Origin of the sequence: Streptomyces sp. R-74717 (assembly GCF_047305335.1) — a bacterium.
In the GTDB taxonomy this organism is placed as follows: domain Bacteria; phylum Actinomycetota; class Actinomycetes; order Streptomycetales; family Streptomycetaceae; genus Streptomyces; species Streptomyces atratus.
The window spans coordinates 2379379-2398135 of record NZ_CP102361.1 but is presented as its reverse complement, the minus strand read 5'-3'; the positions used below and the strand labels follow the sequence as shown (position 1 = coordinate 2398135).

The window sequence follows — 18757 nt, the reverse complement described above, 5'->3', positions numbered from 1 at the left end:
CCGGGCGGACCGTCTCACCGGCCGCCCCGTCACCGGTGGCCGCTCACGATGCGTTCGGACCCACGTCCGCAGTCGTGAGGGGGTGGCGGAGGGCGGGCAGTGTCGAGTACTCGTCGGCACCGATGTCCCGCGTGCTGCCGCGCTGGTCGCCGTCGATGTCATCGACCACTGCCGGGCTGCCCAGCGTGGCCGCGCCGATCGCCGGGCTTCCCGCCGACAGCCGGAGGATGCCGTCCGGTCCCTGACTGAGCCGGGGGTCGGCCCGTGTGTAACCTCCGGATGGGATATTGCCGTTGGAGGCCGCACCCCACACCATGTTGCTCTGCCAGGTGAAGCCGGTGGTGGCCCCCATCGCGACGAGGCTGCCGGAGTCGCCGACAAGCAGGTTGTCGGCGATGACGACGTCCCGCGGCTCGTACTCCCTGGTCTCGCCCGAGAGCATGCCGGCGTTGTTGAGCAGGGAGTTGTGCACGATCACCGCGCGGTCGCACGCGTCGTTCCCCCGCCTTTCGTCCGCCGTCTCGCCGGAGTTGTGGTCACGGGTGGTGCCACTGCCGACCACCAGGGCCCGGCCCGACAGCCCGTTGAGGTAGTTGTTGACGATCAGGTGGTCGTTGCCGTACAGCCGCACCCCGTCGGTGCCGCCGATCAGGTAATTGCCCTCCACCGTGGAGTGGTTGCCGTGGCGCAGCACGATCCCGCCGCGGCTGTTGCGGATGGTGTTGTAACGGACGGTGTTGTCGGAGGACTTCACCGAGATGGCCTCGGGGTCTCCGTCGCAGCGCTCGAACAGGTTGTACTCCACGACCGCGTGGGCGCTGGACAGCGCCCGGCCGCTGACGCCGAGCCGGATCGGCTCACCGCCGTTGGCACCGGTGAAACTGTGGTCGGAGAAGTGGTTCTTGACAATGTGGAGGTTCTGGGCCATGTCGGTCGAGCCGGGGCCGTCGACGACGATGAAGATGCCGGCGGTGGTCTTGTTGTGGAAGTGGTTCCGGTCGATCTCCGAGTCGTTCGCCCGCACGACGACCCAGTAGAGGCCGTCGATGTCCGCGAACTGGAAGTCGTTGCGGGTCAGCCGGATCGTCGAGCAGTTTGCCGGGATCTCCATCGTGGCGCTCTGCCGGAAGGCGAAGCCGCTGACGGTGATGTTGCTCGAATTGCTGAAGACGAAGCTGCGTTCGCCGCGCAGCACGGCACCGCCGCGGGTCTTCGAGACGATGCTGATCGGTGCGGCGCCGGTGCCGTTCTTACCGGAAACGTTGATCGCGCCCCCCGACGGCACGGTATAGGTACCGTCAGCCACGACGATCCGGTCGCCGGGTGCGGCGCCGTTGATCGCGCTCTGGAGTTCGGCCAGGGAGCCGACCGGTATGTCGGCCGCCGATGCGCTCCCCGACAGCGAGGTGGTGAGGGGCACGGCGGCGAGGGCTGCCACCGCGGTGCTTCTGAGGAACGTGCGTCGTTGCATGATGCCTCCTGTAGCGACAAGGATGTACCGGGCCGATCTGTACAGCCCCCGCGGCTGGACGTGCTGGGTGACCGGCGGTGAAGACAGTCGGAGGTGAACCGGACCGGCTGTCCCTCTCGGGCGCGTGCTCAGCGGGAGTGGGGGCCGACAACGGCCGGGGTCAGCGGCCGGCGCCTGGGTGGCCTGCTGGAGTACTCGTCCGCGCCCACGTCCCGGGCCCGGCCACGCGGGTGCCCGTCGATGTCGTGGGTGACGGGCGGCCGTCCGAGCGTGCCCGCGTCGATCGCCGGGCTGTCCGGGGCCAGCCGGGCGACGCCGTCCGGACCCGTCACCAGCTTCGGGTCGATACGGGTGTAGCCACCGGCCGGGATATTGCCGTCGGCGGCAGCGCCCCACAGGATGTTGCCCGACCAGGTGAACCGAACGGTGTCCGCCATCGCGACCAGCTCGCCCGAGTCCGAGACGAGCAGGTTGTCGGCGACGGTCACGTCCCGCGGCTCGTGCGGGCGCTGGCTCTCCCCGGAGAGCGTGCCCTTGTTGTTCACAAGGGTGTTGTACGCGATGACGACCCGGTCGGGTGCGTCGTTGCCGCGGCGCTCCTCGGGCGTTTCGCCGGGCAGGTGGTCGCGGGCCGAACCGCTGCCGATCACCAGGGCCCGCCCGGCCAGGCCGGCGAGGTAGTTGTTGACGATCACATGGTCGTTGCCGTAGATCCGCAGACCTTCCGTGCCGGCGACGAGATGGTTGCCCTCCACCCGGCTGCGGTTGCCGTGCCGCAGGACGATCCCGCCGAAGCTGTCGCGGATGGTGTTGTACCGGATGACGTTGTCCGAGCTCTTGACGGAAATCGCCTCGGGGTCGCCGTCGCAGCGCTCGAACAGGTTGTACTCCACGACCGCGTGGGCACTGGACAGCGCCCGGGGGCTGACGCCGAGCCTGATCGGCTCACCGCCGTTGGACCCGGCGAAGCTGTGGTCGGAGAAGTAGTTCCGGTACACGTGGACGCGCTGGGCCATCTCCTCCGTGCCCGCGCCCTCGATACCGAGGTAGATGCCGAGCGTGCTCTTGCCGTGGAAGTGGTTGTGGTCGACCGAGCTGTCGTCCGCACGCACCATCACCCAGTGAACGCCCTCGATGTCGGCGAGCTGGAAATCGTTGCGGGTGAGCCTGATGTGCGAGCAGGTCTCGGGGATCTCCAAGGTGGTGCTCTGACGGAAGGAGAATCCGCTGACAGTGATGTGGCTGGACCGGTCGAAGACGAAGCTGTGGGCGCCGTCGAGGACGACGCCGCCGCGGGACTGGGCGACGACGGTCACGGGCGCGCGCTCGGTGCCCTGCTTGTTCCGGATGGTGACGGGCCTGTCCGACGGGACGGTGTATCTGCCGTCGGCGACGACGATCCGGTCACCGGGCCGTGCATGGTCGATCGCGGCCTGGAGCTCGTCCAGTGAGCCGACGGCGGCCGGGGCCGCCGTCGCGCTTGCGGTCAGGAGACCGCCGGTGGGGACGGCGACCAGCGCCGCCCCTGCCGCGGTACCCATGAGGAACGTGCGGCGTTGCATGATGCCTCCGTGAGTGTGGTGGTGGATCGGGGCCGGGACCTGTCTCAGCCGTCGGCCCGGTCGGCCGGAGCGTCCAGGTACAGCTCGATGACGGGCACGGGGGTGTCGGGGCGCTGGACGGGGATCTGGAGCGTGAGCGTTCCGGCGGGCTGCCCGCCCATCTCGGTGTTGAGCGCGGGCCGGTCGGGGTCGATATGGACCTGGGTGATCTCGGACGCGTCGTTCAGCAACTGGGCGTAGCGCACCCGGCCGGCGAGTCCCGGCAGGTGCAGATGGCGCAACGGCCAGGCGAACAGGTGGACGTAGAGCCGGTCGCCGCGCTGGGTGTACCGGCACTCGGTGGGGGCGGTGTACGGGGACGGGCCGCAGCCGTGGACCGACCGCTCGTGCAGCTCCATCCACCTGCCGATTTCCCCGAGGACGGCGACGGCGCGCGGGTCGAGGTCGCCGCGGCCGGTGGGGCCGACGTTGAGCAGCAGGTTGCCACCCTTGGACACCCCGTCGACGAGCATGCGGATCAGCAGGTCGGCGCTCTTGTAGTCGAGGTTGTCGCGGTCGTAGCCCCAGCTTCCGTTCAGCGTCTGGCACGCCTCCCACAGCACAGGCCGCCCGTCCTTGGTCATGGGGCCGGAGGGCTGGTACTGCTCGGGGGTGACGAAGTCGCCGGGAAGGCCGGTCCTGTCATTGACGAGGACGTGCGGCTGGAGTTTGCGGATCGTCTCAAGAAGCTTCGGGGAATCCCAGTCGTCCGGGCCCTTGCCGCCCCACCAACTGCGGCCCGCGTACGAGAAGTCGAAGAAAAGGTAGTCGACGCGTCCGAAGGACGTGAGCAGTTCACGGACCTGGCCGTGCAGATAGCGCTGGTAGTCGCGGATGTCGCGGTCGGCGGTCGCGGCCTTGAACTCCTCGTCGTCACGCTGCGGGTGGGTGCCGTCCACGGGAAAGGACGGGTGGTGCCAGTCGATCAGGGAGTAGTAGAGGCCGACCTTGAGCCCTTCGGCGCGGCACGCCTCGACGAACGGCCCGACGAGGTCGCGGCCGTGCGGGGTGTTGGTGACCTTGTAGTCGGTGAGGGCGCTGTCCCACAGGCAGAAGCCGTCGTGGTGCTTGGTGGTCAGGACGACGTACCGCATGCCCGCCGCTTTGGCTGCTCTGGCCCACTGGACCGGGTCGTAGCGGTCGGGATCGAAGTGGTCGAAGTAGACCTGGTACTGCTCGTCGGTCAGCTTCTCCCGGTTCTTGACCCACTCGTGCCGTGCGGCGAGGGAGTACAGGCCCCAGTGGACGAACATCCCGAACCGGTCAGTGGTGAACCAGGCCGTGTCCGGGGTCGCCGCGGGACCCGTGGTCGCGGCAGGCGCGGACGGGTACGCCTGTGGGGTGTCGGCGCTCGGGGTCATGGGGGCATCGCTCCTTGTCGTCGGCGTCCGATGGCGCGTTCGGTGCGCTGTCGGCGCTCCGGTCGGCTCGACCGGAGGGCTGGTTGTGCGGTGTGGTTCGAGATATGGCGGGCGGGAATCGGACCGGCTGACGGACGTCCTCGCGCAGCCGGCCGGTGGGGCGACACGTGCCAGGTGGGCGGTGTCGTCGCCACGCGTCGGCCCGCAGGCCAGGCACCGCTCGAGCGGGCGAGCGCGTCGCGGTGCAGCTCCACTCCGGGACCGGGGTCCTGACGGGTGGACAGCTTGCCGGGTCAGCCCTTCAGGGCGCCGGAGGACAGACCGTGGACGAAGGAACGCTGGAAGAAGAGGAAGACGATCACGGAGGGAAGCAGGGCCAGCAGGGAAGCGGCCATCACCACTCCGGGGGTTACGGCGGGGTCGATCCGCAGGGTTCGCAGCGCCAGCGGGAGCGTGTAGGAGGAGGAGTCGGTGGAGACGAGGAGGGGCAGCAGGTACTGGTCCCAGATCATGGTGAAGCCGAAGACTCCGATGACCCCGAGCGCGGGCTTGCACATCGGCAGGATGATCTGGGCGAAGATGCGCAGGTCGCCCGCACCGTCGATACGAGCGGCCTCTTCGAGTTCCCGGGGCACGTCCTTCATGAACTCGGTCATCACCAGGATGGAGAACCCCCAGGCTCCCAACGGGACGATCATTCCGGCCAGGGTGCCGATGAGGTTGAAGTGGACGACCGGCAGGTCGGCGAGGATCAAGGACAGCGGGAGGGCCAGGATCTCCTCGGGCAGCATCAGTGTTGCCAGGATGGCGACAAGCACCAGCGTCATCCCGGGGAAGACCTTCCTGGCCAGCGCGTATCCGGCCAGGACGGAGACGGCCACCTGGAGCAGCAGTCCGAAGCCGACCACGAAGAACGAATTCAGCAGGTACGCGAGCACGCCCTGGTCGAAGGCGATCCTGAAGTTGTCCAGAGTGGCGCCCGAGGGGATGATGCTCAGCTGTGTCGGGTCCTTGACATGGCCGAAGGCGCTGACCAGCAGGGCCAGCAGGGGCCCGGCGAAGACGATCAGGACCAGCAGGTAGGTGACGGCCTTCAGGATCCGCCCGCCCGGGCTCCTGCTCTCGGTCAGGCCCAGCGCGGTCTCGGTCGGCGCGTTCATTTGCTCTCCCTCCGTCGCAACAGGTGGACGACGACTGTCAGGATCAGCGTCGCGATGAACAGCAGGACGGCTCCCGCCGCGCCGACGCCGAGTCGGTTCTGCTCCAGCCCGAGCTTGTAGATCAGGGTCATCACGACCTCGGTGGAGCCGTCGGGCCCGCCGTTGGTGAGCAGGAACACCTCGGTGAACACGCGCAGTCCGCGGATCGCGGCGAGGATGAACAGGATCGAGAACACCGACCGCAGTCCGGGCACCGTCACATGCCACACCCGCTGCAGCCTGGAGGCGCCGTCGACCTTCGCGGCCTCGTACAGACCGCGGTCCACACTCGTGAGCCCGGCGAGGAAGATCATCATGTCGTAGGGGGCGCCCCGCCAGATGCCGGTGAGCATGATGGAGGCCATCGACGTGTCGGGGTCGTTGATGAATCCGGAGGGGCCGAGCCCCACCAGGCCGAGGATGGAGTTGAGCATTCCGTCCTCGGTCGGGTGGTACATGATCCGCCAGAGTTCGGCGACGACCGCGATGGGCACCACGACCGGCAGGAACGCCGCGGAACGCACGAATCCCAGTCGGCGGCCCTGTCCTTCCATCAGCAGCGCGAGTACGAGGCCGAGAGCCATCGAGCCGGCTGTCTGCCCGGCGGCGAGGACGACGGTGTGCCACGCGGCCTCGCGGAAGCCGTCGGAGTGGAGCACCGTGGAGTAGTTCTCGGTGCCGACCCACTTGTTCCCGAGATACGGCTGGACGTCCTGGAAGGACATGGTCAGCGCGTTGGCCATGGGGATGAACTTGAAGTACAGGAAGAGGAGCAGTGCCGGGGCCAGGAACAGCCAAGGCGTCCACCATCGGCCCGCCCGGCGGTTGCGGCCGCGGCGGTCGGCGGCGGTCGCGCCGGGCGGGCGGCCCGTTTTCCGGGCGCCGGGGCCGGCCTCCGCGGGGGCGGCCGGATTCGCCTGGTCGAGACTCATGACGCGGCGATTCCCTGTTCTTTGAGGATGCCGGCGAGCTGATTGTCGAGCTCGCCCAACTTGGTCTCGATGTCCAGGTCGCAGTCGGCCATCAGCGCGTTGATGGTCTCCGCGGTCGTCTGCCGAACCGGGGTCCAGTTCGGGATGGACGGTGCGTACCGCCCGGAGTTCTGGTACGCCTCGGCATAGGTCGTCCAGCGGGGGTCGGGACGTACCTTGGAGATGTCCACCGTCTTGTTGACGGGCAGTTGCACGGTGAAGCCGGTGTCGCCCTGCATCCCGGTCTTCTGGCCCTCGGCGGAGATGGCGAAGTCGGCGAAGGCGTCCTGGCCCGCCCGGTTCTCGGAGCCCGCCATCAGGTAGATGGAGCCACCCTCGGCAAGTACGGTGGCGTCCTTCGGGCCCTTGGGCATCGGCACGACCTCGTACTTGTCCTTGCCGAGGGTCTCGTCGAAGCGAGGCATGAGGTACGGGCCGACGACGAACATGCCGGTCCGGCCCGCCTCGAACGTCTCATTCGTGGGCGGGGTCTCCATGGTTACGGCACCGGGCTGGATGACCTTGTTCTTGCAGCCGAGGCTGCGGAACCACTGCACGGCCTCGACCGATTGCTTCGTGGTCATCGCGGGCTTGTACTTGCCGTCTCCGGTCTCGGTGATGAAGTCTCCACCCGCGGCCCAGAGGAAGTTGGAGAAGTACCAGGAGGCGTATCCGCGCTTGGTGGACAGGGGAGCGGCGAGGCCGAAGGTGTTCTTCTTGCCGTCACCGTCGGGGTCCCTGGTGGTGAAGGCTTCGGCCATCGCGGCAAAGTCGTCCCAGTTCTGCGGGACCTGGAGCTTCAGTTTCTCCCGCCAGTCCTTGCGGATGAGCAGCGCGGACGCCTGCGCCGAGTACGGCAGGCCGAACTGCTTGCCGTCCACGCTCTTGCCGGAGTCCAGCGCCTGGCCAACGGCCTGCTCACTGCTCTTGACCTTGTCCAGGTCGATCTCCCGGAGCAGGCCTTGGCTGTGCATGGCACCGAGCTGCGTCACATCGTTCATGACAATGTCGGGGAGGTTCTTCTGCGCGGCCCGCTGCTGCAGCTTGGTCTCGAAGTCGTCGAAGATGGCCGTGACCTTGACTTTGTAGCCCGTGGCCTTCTCGAAGGCGGCAGCGACCTTGAGCGTGCCCTGCTCTCCCGGTCCGCCCGGTGTGGTCCTGGTCCACAACTCGAGCGGTGCCTTGGAGTTCTGCTTGGCGTCCACTCCCGCAGGCCCGGATGTACAGCTGGTGAGGACCAGTGCCGAAGCGAGGAAACCCGCACCGACCCACCGCGATCTCTGCATGACAACTCCCGTTTTCCGCATCACAGTTGGCCTGGAAAGCGCTTACTGGGGACGCTAACGGGGACCGAATCGGCGGTCAATAGTCCGATGAATACAAAAATCTTGCGATGGCTCGCGAGATCTGCGCAGATACGTCTCCGTGCGCCACCCTCGCAGTTCGACGCCCCGGCGAGGGTCGTGGATGCCTCGAAGTATTACCTGGAAGAAGGGCGGTTCAGTCACCCTGGGCGCCGAACGCCCAACTTTGTGCACGATCGTGACAGCCGCTGGGACGGCGAACGTCAGGCGACCAAGCTTCACTTGACTGTTTTTCAATCATCCGATGTATCGTGCTGCAGTGTGTTGTCGGGGCGCTGAACAAGTCACGCCAATCTTCGACATCCGGTCAGACATTTCCCCACACGCCCGACCGGGGGTCGTGAGCCGAGTCACTGACGGCCTGTCAGCGAAAGAGCTGAGGAGTGCAACCGATATGAACGAGCCGGCACCCAGACCGACAGCACTGCTGGTCATGGAGGAAGAACGCAGGGCAGACGTCTATCCGCGCGAGGTTCTGGCCGAAATCGACCGGCTCGTGCACTGGCAGGGGCCACCTCTCACACGGCAGCAGCTCGACGAGGATCCCGACGTGTTGGGACGGACCGACGTCCTGCTCACGGGCTGGGGCGCGCCCGTCCTCGATGCCGCCTTCCTGGCGCATGCCCCTCAGCTGCAGGCCGTCCTCGTCGCGGCGGGCTCCGTACGGCACCTGACCACGCCCGCTTTCTGGGCACGCGGTATTCCGATCGTCTCCGCGGCCGAGGCCAACGCCATTCCGGTGGCGGAGTTCACTCTCGCTCAGGTCCTGCTCGGGCTGAAGCAGGTACACCGCATCACCCGGGAGGTGGCGAGCAGTCGTCGTTTTCCTCACAATCCCAAGGTCCCGGGTGCCTACCGGTCACGCGTGGGCCTGCTGGGGCTCGGGCACATCGGTCGTCTCGTTGCGGCCCACCTCAGCCGCTTCGACATCGAGATCCTCGCCACGGACCCCATCGCCTCCGCAGACACCGCCCGGCGGGCAAACGTCCGGCTCGTCGGCATTGAGGAGCTCTTTGCCACCTGCCACGTCGTCAGTCTTCACGCACCACTCCTGCCTGAGACCCGCGGCACGATCGGGGCACGGCTGTTGAACTCCCTGGGGCCGGGCGCGACGCTGATCAACACCGCGCGTGGCGCGCTCATCGACGAGCGAGCCGCAGTCGAGGTCCTGCGTGCCAGACCCGACCTCACCGCTGTACTCGATGTCACGCACCCGGAGCCTCCGGCCCGTGACTCGCCACTCTTCGCCCTTCCCAACGTTGTCCTGACACCCCATCTCGGCGGTGCCCTCGGGGCCGAACGTCACCGTCTCGGAGAGCTGGTGCTCGACGAACTCCGCCGCTTCATAGGGGACCAGCCTCTTCAGTACGCCATCGACCCCACCCGCGCCCCGTCCCTGGCCTGACGCCGCAGAAGTCGCAGCGGCACCTGCGGGCCCGGGGGTTAGGGCAGGTGCAGATGGTGAGCCAACGAACCTCGCAATGCGGCAATTTGCGCCACTGTTGGGGTGCTCGCCGGCAACCGTGTGCCGGGTCGGAGCCCGCGTCGAGCACGTCTTCGCCCGTATGAAGAACTACAAGATCCTCCGCGACTGCCGACAACGGGGCGACGGCCTCCACCACGCGGTCCAGGCTGTCGCCCACATGCGCAACTTCGCCCCGACCGCGCGGCCAGAACCCACGAATCCGGCTCTGACCTGTCGGAATACAACCTTCTGCAATACGCGTTAGCCGGCACTGTCCTGGGTGGATTCGCTGCTCCGCGTCAGCCACAGGCCGATCCCGGAGCCGACCGCGACGACCGCGGCGGCCACCCGGGCCAGGATCGATGTGGTGCCGGTGAGGTCACCGAAGTTGGTGAAGTAGACGGCTGCGGCGAGAGCGGCTACGAACAGAGTCCAGAGCATGGCCTTCATGTGGGACGTCTCCTGTGCGGGGAAGTGACCGGCCATCCTCGTGCGGGGCAGCCTCGCTTACGTGATCAACTCTCCTCGCAGCCCCGGCCGTGCGCAGCGGAGCTGTCTCCCGAATCGAGGGTGTAGCCTGCGCCACCCCGGACCGGCGCTACCGAAGCGCTGAGGTGGTTCAGTCGTCAGCCGCCCGGGCACGGCGGTGTGTACGGAAGCTGCGGAATATGCCGTTTCCACTGCTGACGGCTCAGGGCACCGGCGCTGCTCTTGCAGATTCGCCGGATCGCGGCGTCGACGTTCAGATTCCACAAGCCGGCGACGCCGTCGTCGGTCGTGGCTGCGAGGGTGCGCCCGTCGGGGCTGAACGCCACCGGGGCCCGGTCACGCTCAGGGGCCGGCCACGGGGCGTGGCGTGTCGGGGGCGGGGTGCCCCGGCGTGCGCCACCGGCGTAGGTTCGGGTCAGCGCATGACCCTGTCCGTCGGAAACCGAGGAGAGTGCACACGCCGTGACCGAACAGCCCCACACATCGCCGGCACCGCAAGCGTCCGAGGTCCAACTGTCCGCAGGCCCGGTGGAGTATCAGGACACCGGTGGTGACGGCCCCGTCGTCGTCCTGCTGCACGGTGTGGCGATGGACGGCTCGCTCTGGCGGCATGTCGTCGCCGATCTGCGCTCCGATTGCAGATGTGTCGTACCGACCTTGCCGCTCGGTGGCCACCGCCGGCCCATGAAGCCGGACGCCGACCTGTCGGTGCTCGGGGTGGCCCGGCTGGTCGCGGAGTTTCTCGATGCGCTCGATCTCGCCGATGTCACCCTCGTGATGAGTGACTGGGGCGGGGCGCAGGCTCTCGTTGCCGACGGGCGGGATCAGCGGATCGGCCGGCTCGTCATCACCTCCTGCGAGGCGTTCGACAACTTCCCGCCGGGGCTGCCCGGTAGCAATCTCCACACCTCCGCGAAACTGCCCGGCGGGCTGAAATTGGCCTTTTCCCTGTTGAAGGCGAAGCCGATGCGGCGGCTGCCCATGACCTGGGGGTGGATGAGCAAGCGTCCGGTGCCGCATGAGGTGATGGACGCGTGGTTCCGGCCGCTGTGGACGTCAAAGGAGATCCGGCGGGATCTGCGGAAGTACGTCCTCGGCGTGCCGCCCAAGAGCGAACTCCTGCGGTGGGCGGAGAAGCTGCGCGACTTCGACCGCCCGGCTCTGGTGGCCTGGGCGGCCGAGGACAAGGTCATGCCGCCCGAGCACGGGCGCAGGCTCGCCGAGGTGCTGCCCAAGGGTGAACTCGTGGAGATCGCCGACAGCTACACCCTCATTCCCGAGGACCAGCCGCAACAACTCGCCCGGTGTATCAGGGACTTCTTGCGGAGTTCCTGAAGCTTGGCACTCCAGCCGGACTTCTATGTTTGTCCTGTGAGCACACCCGTGTGCTGTGGCTGCGGCCAGGAAGGCGTGCGTGAGGACGGGCCCGTGCGTGGCGCCGGACCGCTGAGCATCCGCTCACCTGACGCAACCTCGGGTGAGGCGGCACAGCTTGCGCTGCGACAGCGGATCGGTGACTCCGGTCATCTGCGTTGTTCGACGGCGCTACGTTCTGGTGCGTACCAGTTGACTGATCGGGCGGGGCCCCAGGCGAACGCGACTTCCCCGGGGCGTGGGCAAGGCCCACTCGTGATCGCGTCATCAGCTCTGCGGGTATCGCTCAACCGCTAATATCGACGCATCCCGCGCGGGGTGCCCCCTGTAACGGTGGCATTTGTGGTTACAGGCCCATGCCCCATGGTGCGTTCCAGGGAGTTCGGGGCCTTCGGCCAGTTGGTGAACGTCACGGTCATGGCCGTCCGGCAGGCCGTCACCCCGAACGGGATGCAAGGCCGCGCGGCGGCGACCATCACGTTTGTCGGCACGGGACTGCCCCCGCTCGGCTCACTGCTCGGCGGCCTCCTCGCGCATGACGGGGGGCACCAGCCTCCTGGCGACGGTCGCCGGCATGGTGCTGTCCCCGCTGCTGATGGCTTTGTCCTCGCTCGCCCGCCTGGGACGGACGCTTCCGGCCCCGCAGGACGCGCCGCCGACGGCCGCTCGCTGAGAAGCCGACGAGCACGCGACGGCGCCGTCGTGCTGACCCGGCCGTTCCAGTGGCGTCGTGTCCCTCCTGGGATCCGCTGCCCCTCGAGTGGGCGTCCGCCTTCGAGTCCTGATCGTGCCGTGTTCGCTCGGGCTTCGCCCTGCCGTTGCCAACTATCCGTAAAATGCCGCCCGTTGACGGTGGCAACGGATGAGGTGAGCGCGGTTGGACGGCTCGGGCGTGGGTGTGGCGGCTGTGATGGGGCGGGGGGTCGGTAAAAGGTTTGGCTCCACTGTCGCCCTGGACCGGGTCGATCTGACTGTTCGAGTCGGGGGAGTGCACGGGCTGCTCGGGCCCAACGGGGCCGGGAAGACGACGTTTCTGCGGATGGTGCTCGGGCTCGTGCGGCCCGACGAAGGTGAACTCCATGTGCTGGGGCGCGAGGTGCGGCGGGCCGGGGGCGGGGGACTCGATGGGCCGGCCGGGTTTGTGGAGAGTCCGCGGTTCTATCCCTATCTGTCCGCCGAGCGGAATCTGGCGCTGCTGGCCGCCTACGACGGCGGCGGGGCCGATGAGACGGCCGTCGGCGATGCGTTGGCGCGCGTCGATCTGAGTGGGGTGGCGCGGCAGAAGGTCGGCGGGTTCTCGTTCGGGATGCGGCAGCGGCTCGGAATCGCGGCCGCACTCTTGCGCAGCCCCGGGCTTCTTGTGCTCGACGAACCCGCCAATGGGCTGGACCCCGCCGGGGTCCGCGACATGCGGGCGCTCGTGCGGGAGCTCGGTGAGGGCGGGCTCACCGTGCTGCTCAGCAGTCACAACATGGCCGAGGTCGAGCAGCTCTGCGACACCGTCACGATCATGAATCATGGGCGGATCGTGTACGCCGGGGGACTCGACGAACTCCGGGATCACGCCCCTGACCCCGCGCACCGTCTGCTGACCAGCGACGACCGGGCAGCCGAGAAGGCCGCTGCGGATGCGGTAGGGGTGTCGGTCGCGCGTGAGGGGGCTGCCGGGCTCGCCGTGCGGGCGCAGCGCGAGGCGCTCGACCGGTTCGTGCTGGAGCTGGGCAGGGCCGGCGTCGCCGTACGTGAACTGCGGCTGGAGACCACCTCCTTGGAACAGCAGTTTCTTCGCCTGACCGAGGAGGCGTCGGACCGATGAGTGATGTGACATGCGACAGTTCGGTCGAGGTGCCTGAAGCCGAGCGGACCGCCGCCCGCCGTCGGGGCGGAGCCCGTACCGTCTACTTCTGGGAGCTGGAGAAGCTCAGCGCACAGTGGCGGATCAGGGCGGTGCTCGCACTCTGCCTGGTCGCGCCGTTCCTCTTCGCGCTGGGGCTCAAGGCCCAGGACACCCTGCCGTCGGACACGCTGTTCGGACGGTGGGCGCACGACTCGGGGTTCGCCGTGCCGCTCGTCGTCCTCGGGTTCGCCGGGCAGTGGGCGTTGCCGCTGCTGGTGTGCCTGGTGGCCGGGGACATCTTCTCCTCCGAGGACCATCACGGCACCTGGAAGACCATCCTCACCCGCTCCCGTACCCGTGGGCAGATCTTCGCAGGGAAGACCCTGGCGGCCGTCACCTACTCGGTCGCGGTGGTGCTGTTGCTGGGGGCGGGGAGCCTTGCCGCGGGGGTGCTGGTCATCGGTCACCAGCCGCTCGTCGGGCTGTCCGGACAGGAGATCGAGGCGGGGCGGGCGGCCGGGATCGTCGTGGAGAGCTGGCTGTACATGCTGCTGCCCTGCCTCGCCTTCACCGCGCTCGGCGTGTTCTTCTCGCTGGCCACCCGGCACAGCGCGGCCGGTATCGGCGCACCCGCCGTGCTCGGGCTGCTGTTGCAGCTTGTGTCGCTGGTGGACGGGCTCGGACCGGTCCGGCGCCTCCTGCCGACGACAGCGTTCGACGCCTGGCACGGGCTCACCACCGAACCCGCCTTCCACCGGCCGCTGGTGACCGGGGCGTACGTCAGCGTCGGCTGCGCGGTCGTATGTCTGACCGTCGGCTATTTCCACATGCTCCGACGCGACTTCACGAAGGGATGAGCTCGATGATGCGACGGATCATCCTGACGGCCGGAGCAGTGGCCGCGCTGATCGTCACGGTCGGCGGATGCGCCGGGACCGATGTCACCAAAGCGCGCCTCGAAGGCGCGCTCGGACCGGAGTTCAGCAATCTGTACGTGCTCCAGCAGCGCGCCCAGCACGGCAACGACCGGGCCGAACGCCCGGACCGCTGGGCCGACTGCAACCGTGGCACGAAGTCCTCGCCGGACCGGGGCGCGGCGGACGACTGGACGTGTGTGGTGCGCTGGCCGTCACCCGGCGGGGTCACCCGGCCGCTGACGTACGAAGTGCATGTGCTGCCCACCGGGTGCTTCACGGCGCAGGGGCCCGCCACCCAGGTCGGGCAGCAGCTGATGAAGGACATCGACGGAGTGATCCGTACCAACCCGCTGTACGAGTTCGACGGCTGCTTCGACGTCTCTTGACCGACAAATGCCTTTCAGTCATGGGGTGTTGGGAACAGACTGTTTGCCGAGTGGACGCCGCCGCGACACATGGACACGGCACGTACCGTTCACGGCCAGATCCTAGCGTCGCCGTGGCATCCGGACCGGATGCCACGGAGCGAGACAGGAGACAGGATGCTCGGCAAACCCCTCAGGAGAATGAGCGGTACGGCGATCGCGGCCATCGCTCTGGTGGCCGCACTCGGCACCACGGCCGCGGCCACCGTCGTCGGTATCAACGGCGGACTCGGCGGACTCGGCGGTTTCGGCGAGAACAAGGTCGACGGGACGACGACCGCCCAGGGCATACTGCTGCCCGGCAACCAGCGCGTCGCCCCGTTCGGCACCCGCCACCTGGTGAACGACGCACGGATGCTGTCCAGCACACTGAGCCCCGACGGACGCACCCTCGCCGCCCTCACGTATCTGCACGGCACCGGCTATCTGACCCTCATGGACGTCACCACCGGCGCTGTCCTCCAGCGCGTCGGCACCGGGGCGAGCGGGGACAAGAAGATCGGCGACGGCAAGGCCGGCACCGACGGGCCGCTCTACTCGTCCGACGGCAGGACCCTCTGGTTCCCGCAGTCCCACACCCTGCTGCGGTTCACGGTCAACGGCGACGGCACCGTCGTTCCCGCGCCCGCCGCTTCGATCACGCTCAAGGGTTCGCACGGCGACGCCCTGCCCGGCGGCATGGCCCTGTCCGACGACGGAGCGAAGCTCTACGTCGCACTCAACGGCAGCAACACCCTCGGCGTCATCGACACCGCGACGAACATCCTGGCCAAAGAGATCCCGGTCGGCAACGCGCCCCGCCAGGTGGTCCTGACCGGCGGCGAGGCCTACGTAACCAACGAAGGCGGACGTCCGGCGAAGGACGGCGACAACACCAACCTCTCCAACGGCACTCCGGTGGTCGCCGACACCAAGAACGGCGCCGTCACCAACGGCACCGTCTCGGTCGTCGACCTGGCCGAGGAGAAGGAGACGAAGACCGTACGCGTCGGCCTGGAGCCCAGCGCCCTGCTGCTCCACGGGCGTTCACTGCTCGTCGCCAACTCCAACAACGACAGCGTCTCCGTCATCGACGTGAAGTCGAAGAAGGTCACCCAGACCTTCAACGTCAACCCACTGCCCGGCTCCTCGGTCGGCAGCGCCCCCAACGCCTTCGCCTTCACCGACGACCACACCCTGCTCGTCAGCCTGGGCCGGGACAACGCACTGGCCCAGTACCGCTGGAACGGTGGCATAGCCCCCGTCCGCTACGAAGGACTGATCCCCACCGACTGGTACCCGAGCGGCGTCCAGGTGAGCCGGGCCACCGGGGACGTCGTCGTCACCAACGCCAAGGGCATCGGAACCCGCGGCACCCCCAGCCGGAACAGCCAGGGCCCGAGCGCCGGACCCAACAACGGTGGTACGGCGACCGGTCACAACACATACAACGACACCGCCTCCGTCACCACCTTCCCGATGCCGTCCAAGCGACAGCTCGGGGGGCTCACCCACCGGGTCTTCATCAACAACGACTGGGCGAAGCTGCTGAAGCAGAAGCAGACCTACGGCTCGGCGCACGACCGCGAGCAGGTCATCCCGGCCAAGCTCGGCAGCCCCTCCAAGATCAAGCACATCTTCCTGATCATCAAGGAGAACCGCACCTACGACCAGGTGCTCGGCGATATCGGCAAGGGCGACAGCGACCCGTCCCTGGCCCAGTTCGGCCGGACCGTCACACCCAACCAGCACGCCCTGGCGGACGAGTTCGGCGTCAACGACAACTTCTACGACGTCGGTACGCTCTCCGCCGACGGCCACAACTGGCTGACCCAGGCCGACAACAACGACTACATCGAACACGAATTCGGCACCTGGTACCGCAGTTACCCCTCGCTCGGCAATGACGCCCTCGCCTACCAGCGCAGCGGGTTCCTCTGGAACACCGTCGAGCGGGCCGGCAAGTCCGTCGACAACTTCAGCGAGTACGCGGGCAATATCGCCCTCCCGGCGACCGGCGCGCCCACCTGGGCGCAGTGGTACCACGACTCCCAGGTGTTGGAGGGCAAGGCGACCGGGGAGCTCAACACCCCCATCGGCGCCTACCCTTCGACCTCCGACGTCCCCTCCGTCAACAAGATCAACCACCCGGACTACCCGACCTTCGACACCGACATCCCCGACCAGTACCGGGTCGACATCTGGCAGCGGTACTTCAAGGAGTACGAGAAGAAGGGCAAGCTCCCCAACTTCACCATGATGGCGCTGCCGCAGGACCACACCAACGGCACCAGCGGCATCGACCCCTACCCGACCGCGATGGTCGCCGACAACGACCTCGCCGTCGGCCGGGTCGTCGACACGATCTCGCACAGCAAGTTCTGGAAGGACACGGCGATCTTCGTCCTCCAGGACGACTCGCAGGCCGGTGTCGACCACGTCGACGGGCACCGCGCACCCCTCTGGGTGATCAGCCCCTACGCCAAGCGGGGCGCCGTCACCTCCACGTACTACACCCAGATCAACGTGGTGAAGACCATCGAGCAGATGCTCGGCGCCCAGCCGATGAACCAGATCGACCGGGCCGCCGAGCCCATGCGTGACCTGTTCACGGAGAAGCCCGACTTCACCCCGTACACCAGCCTGCCCAACCGGATCCCGCTGGACTACGGGCTCAAGAAGCCGGCCTCGGCGGCTGCCGCGAAGGCGGCCGACAGGGGTGCGCAGCGCCCGCAGGTGCCCGCCCATCTGCGGGAGATCGCCGCGCAGTGGGAGGCCTGGAGCGCGATCCAGGCGAAGAGCACGGGCGGTTCCCACCCCGTCGAGGACCAGGTGAACCCGGCCCAGCTGAACCGGATCACCTGGTACGCGTCCACCGGATGGGCCAAGCCGTACCCGGGCGACAGCCGCGTCCTGGCACCCAATGAGGTGCCGGGCCGCGACAACCCGCCGCAGGAGCTCGGCGACTGATCACGGACACATGCGCGGGGGCCGGTCGCCCTTTGAAGGGCGGCCGGCCCTTCGACCGGCCGTACGGAGATCAGAGGGCATGAAGCGGAGCTGCGGGCGCGCTTAAGAAAACCTCGATGGACCTGTGGCGCGGGGTGCGGCAGATTTCTCCGTGACGGCAGAGGATGGTGCGCGGCAGCCGATCGACGCGTGCTGCCATGCCGTCCCTCTTTCTTCCCCGGGCCGCAGGCTTCCTCAAGGCTGCCCCGGCCCGGGGTACTCAACGCCGTACCAGCGCAGGGAGCCGCAGCCGTGAAGGCACTCGTGAAGCAGAAGGCCGAGCCGGGACTCTGGCTGATGGACGTGCCCGAGCCGGAGATCGGCCCCTCGGACGTACTGATCAAGGTGCTCCGCACCGGCATCTGCGGCACCGATCTGCACATCCGCAACTACGACGGCTGGGCGCAGCAGGCCGTGAAGACCCCGCTCGTCCTCGGCCACGAGTTCGTCGGCGAGGTCGCGGAGATCGGCGCCGATGTCGTCGACATCAACGTCGGTGACCTGGTCAGCGGCGAGGGCCACCTCGTGTGCGGGAAGTGCCGCAACTGTCTGGCGGGTCGCCGCCACCTGTGCCGCTCCACGCTCGGGCTCGGCGTCGGCCGGGACGGGGCGTTCGCCGAGTACGTCGCCCTGCCCGCGTCGAACGTGTGGGTCCACCGGGGCCCCGTCGACCTCGACATCGCCGCGATCTTCGACCCGTTCGGCAACGCCGTGCACACCGCGCTGTCGTTCCCGCTGGTCGGCGAGGACGTCCTGATCACCGGCGCCGGACCGATCGGCATCATGGCCGCGGCCGTCGCCCGGCACGCCGGCGCCCGTAACGTCGTCATCACCGACGTCAGCGAGGCCCGGCTGGAACTGGCCCGGAAGGTCGGCGTCAGCCTCGCTCTCAACGTCAGCGAGGAGACCATCTTCGAAGGGCAGAAGCGCCTCGGACTGCGCGAGGGCTTCGACATCGGCCTGGAGATGTCCGGGCGGCCCGAGGCGATGCGCCACATGATCGAGAACATGACGCACGGCGGCCGGATCGCCATGCTCGGACTGCCGTCCGAGGAGTTCCCCGTCGACTGGTCCCGCATCGTCACCTCGATGATCACCATCAAGGGCATCTACGGCCGCGAGATGTACGAGACCTGGTACGCCATGTCCGTACTGCTGGAAGGCGGCCTCGACCTCGCCCCCGTGATCACCGGCCGGTACGGCTACCGCGACTTCGAAGCGGCCTTCGACGACGCGGCGAGCGGCCGCGGCGGCAAGGTCATCCTCGACTGGACCTCCTGACCCGACGCCCTCGT

The 18757-nt window shown here is 68.1% G+C and carries 15 protein-coding genes and 2 pseudogenes; 9 read left to right on the top strand and 8 right to left on the bottom strand.

All coding sequences use genetic code 11. The annotated features are described in order from the left end of the window. Positions 1-43: 43 nt before the first annotated feature. The 6 genes from NRF20_RS10820 to NRF20_RS10795 all read right to left on the bottom strand — a co-directional run bounded on the left by NRF20_RS10820 (position 44) and on the right by NRF20_RS10795 (position 7889). Positions 44-1471, bottom strand: coding sequence for a chondroitinase-B domain-containing protein (locus tag NRF20_RS10820; protein ID WP_398629856.1), 1428 nt, complete (start codon positions 1469-1471; stop codon positions 44-46). Positions 1472-1599: 128 nt separating this feature from the next. Next, a complete protein-coding gene (locus NRF20_RS10815; RefSeq protein ID WP_398629857.1) occupies positions 1600-3033 on the bottom strand; it encodes a chondroitinase-B domain-containing protein in 1434 nt (477 codons plus the stop codon). A 44-nt stretch (positions 3034-3077) separates the two neighbouring features. After that, on the bottom strand, positions 3078-4433 hold the full coding sequence (locus NRF20_RS10810; RefSeq protein WP_398629858.1) for an alpha-L-fucosidase: 1356 nt from the start codon (positions 4431-4433) through the stop codon (positions 3078-3080). Between the two features lie 293 nt (positions 4434-4726). Next, on the bottom strand, positions 4727-5593 hold the full coding sequence (locus NRF20_RS10805; RefSeq protein ID WP_398629859.1) for a carbohydrate ABC transporter permease: 867 nt from the start codon (positions 5591-5593) through the stop codon (positions 4727-4729). Continuing rightward, positions 5590-6564 (bottom strand): carbohydrate ABC transporter permease, encoded by a 975-nt coding sequence (locus tag NRF20_RS10800; protein WP_398629860.1) that lies wholly within the window; start codon positions 6562-6564, stop codon positions 5590-5592. The genes NRF20_RS10805 and NRF20_RS10800 overlap by 4 nt, the downstream gene beginning before the upstream one ends. Next, positions 6561-7889, bottom strand: a complete 1329-nt coding sequence (locus tag NRF20_RS10795; RefSeq protein ID WP_413752480.1) for an extracellular solute-binding protein — start codon at positions 7887-7889, stop codon at positions 6561-6563. Before NRF20_RS10795 ends, NRF20_RS10800 begins: the two co-directional genes overlap by 4 nt. Before the next feature lie 472 nt (positions 7890-8361). Here NRF20_RS10795 and NRF20_RS10790 point away from each other — a divergent pair, with 472 nt between their 5' ends. Both NRF20_RS10790 and NRF20_RS10785 read left to right on the top strand, forming a co-directional pair. After that, positions 8362-9372, top strand: a complete 1011-nt coding sequence (locus NRF20_RS10790; protein ID WP_413752479.1) for a hydroxyacid dehydrogenase — start codon at positions 8362-8364, stop codon at positions 9370-9372. Positions 9373-9496: 124 nt separating this feature from the next. Next, positions 9497-9625, top strand: a pseudogene (locus NRF20_RS10785) (IS5/IS1182 family transposase); the annotation flags it as partial. 68 nt (positions 9626-9693) lie between these two features. On the opposite strand, the gene NRF20_RS10780 reads toward NRF20_RS10785, so the two are convergent. Together NRF20_RS10780 and NRF20_RS10775 are read right to left on the bottom strand one after the other, a co-directional pair. Beyond that, complete coding sequence (locus tag NRF20_RS10780) at positions 9694-9882, bottom strand: hypothetical protein (protein WP_398629863.1); 189 nt, start codon at positions 9880-9882, stop codon at positions 9694-9696. A 176-nt stretch (positions 9883-10058) separates the two neighbouring features. Then, the gene (locus NRF20_RS10775) at positions 10059-10247 is read right to left on the bottom strand and encodes a hypothetical protein (protein ID WP_413752478.1); all 189 of its coding nucleotides are present in this window, start codon (positions 10245-10247) and stop codon (positions 10059-10061) included. Positions 10248-10383: 136 nt separating this feature from the next. Between NRF20_RS10775 and NRF20_RS10770 the strand changes: the two genes are divergently transcribed. The 7 genes and pseudogenes from NRF20_RS10770 to tdh all read left to right on the top strand — a co-directional run bounded on the left by NRF20_RS10770 (position 10384) and on the right by tdh (position 18743). Beyond that, the gene (locus NRF20_RS10770; RefSeq protein ID WP_413752477.1) at positions 10384-11256 is read left to right on the top strand and encodes an alpha/beta fold hydrolase; all 873 of its coding nucleotides are present in this window, start codon (positions 10384-10386) and stop codon (positions 11254-11256) included. A 420-nt stretch (positions 11257-11676) separates the two neighbouring features. Then, a pseudogene (locus tag NRF20_RS10765) lies at positions 11677-11968 on the top strand (MFS transporter); the annotation flags it as partial. Between the two features lie 237 nt (positions 11969-12205). Then, the gene (locus NRF20_RS10760) at positions 12206-13111 is read left to right on the top strand and encodes an ABC transporter ATP-binding protein (RefSeq protein WP_398629982.1); all 906 of its coding nucleotides are present in this window, start codon (positions 12206-12208) and stop codon (positions 13109-13111) included. Then, positions 13108-13989, top strand: coding sequence for an ABC transporter permease (locus NRF20_RS10755; protein ID WP_413752476.1), 882 nt, complete (start codon positions 13108-13110; stop codon positions 13987-13989). Before NRF20_RS10760 ends, NRF20_RS10755 begins: the two co-directional genes overlap by 4 nt. 5 nt (positions 13990-13994) lie before the next feature. Continuing rightward, positions 13995-14435: a hypothetical protein gene (locus NRF20_RS10750; RefSeq protein WP_398629867.1), complete on the top strand. Its 441-nt coding sequence runs from the start codon at positions 13995-13997 to the stop codon at positions 14433-14435. A gap of 156 nt (positions 14436-14591) precedes the next feature. Next, the gene (locus NRF20_RS10745) at positions 14592-17423 is read left to right on the top strand and encodes a bifunctional YncE family protein/alkaline phosphatase family protein (RefSeq protein ID WP_413752475.1); all 2832 of its coding nucleotides are present in this window, start codon (positions 14592-14594) and stop codon (positions 17421-17423) included. Between the two features lie 291 nt (positions 17424-17714). Then, complete coding sequence (tdh, locus tag NRF20_RS10740; RefSeq protein WP_398629869.1) at positions 17715-18743, top strand: L-threonine 3-dehydrogenase; 1029 nt, start codon at positions 17715-17717, stop codon at positions 18741-18743. The last annotated feature ends 14 nt before the right edge of the window (positions 18744-18757 follow it).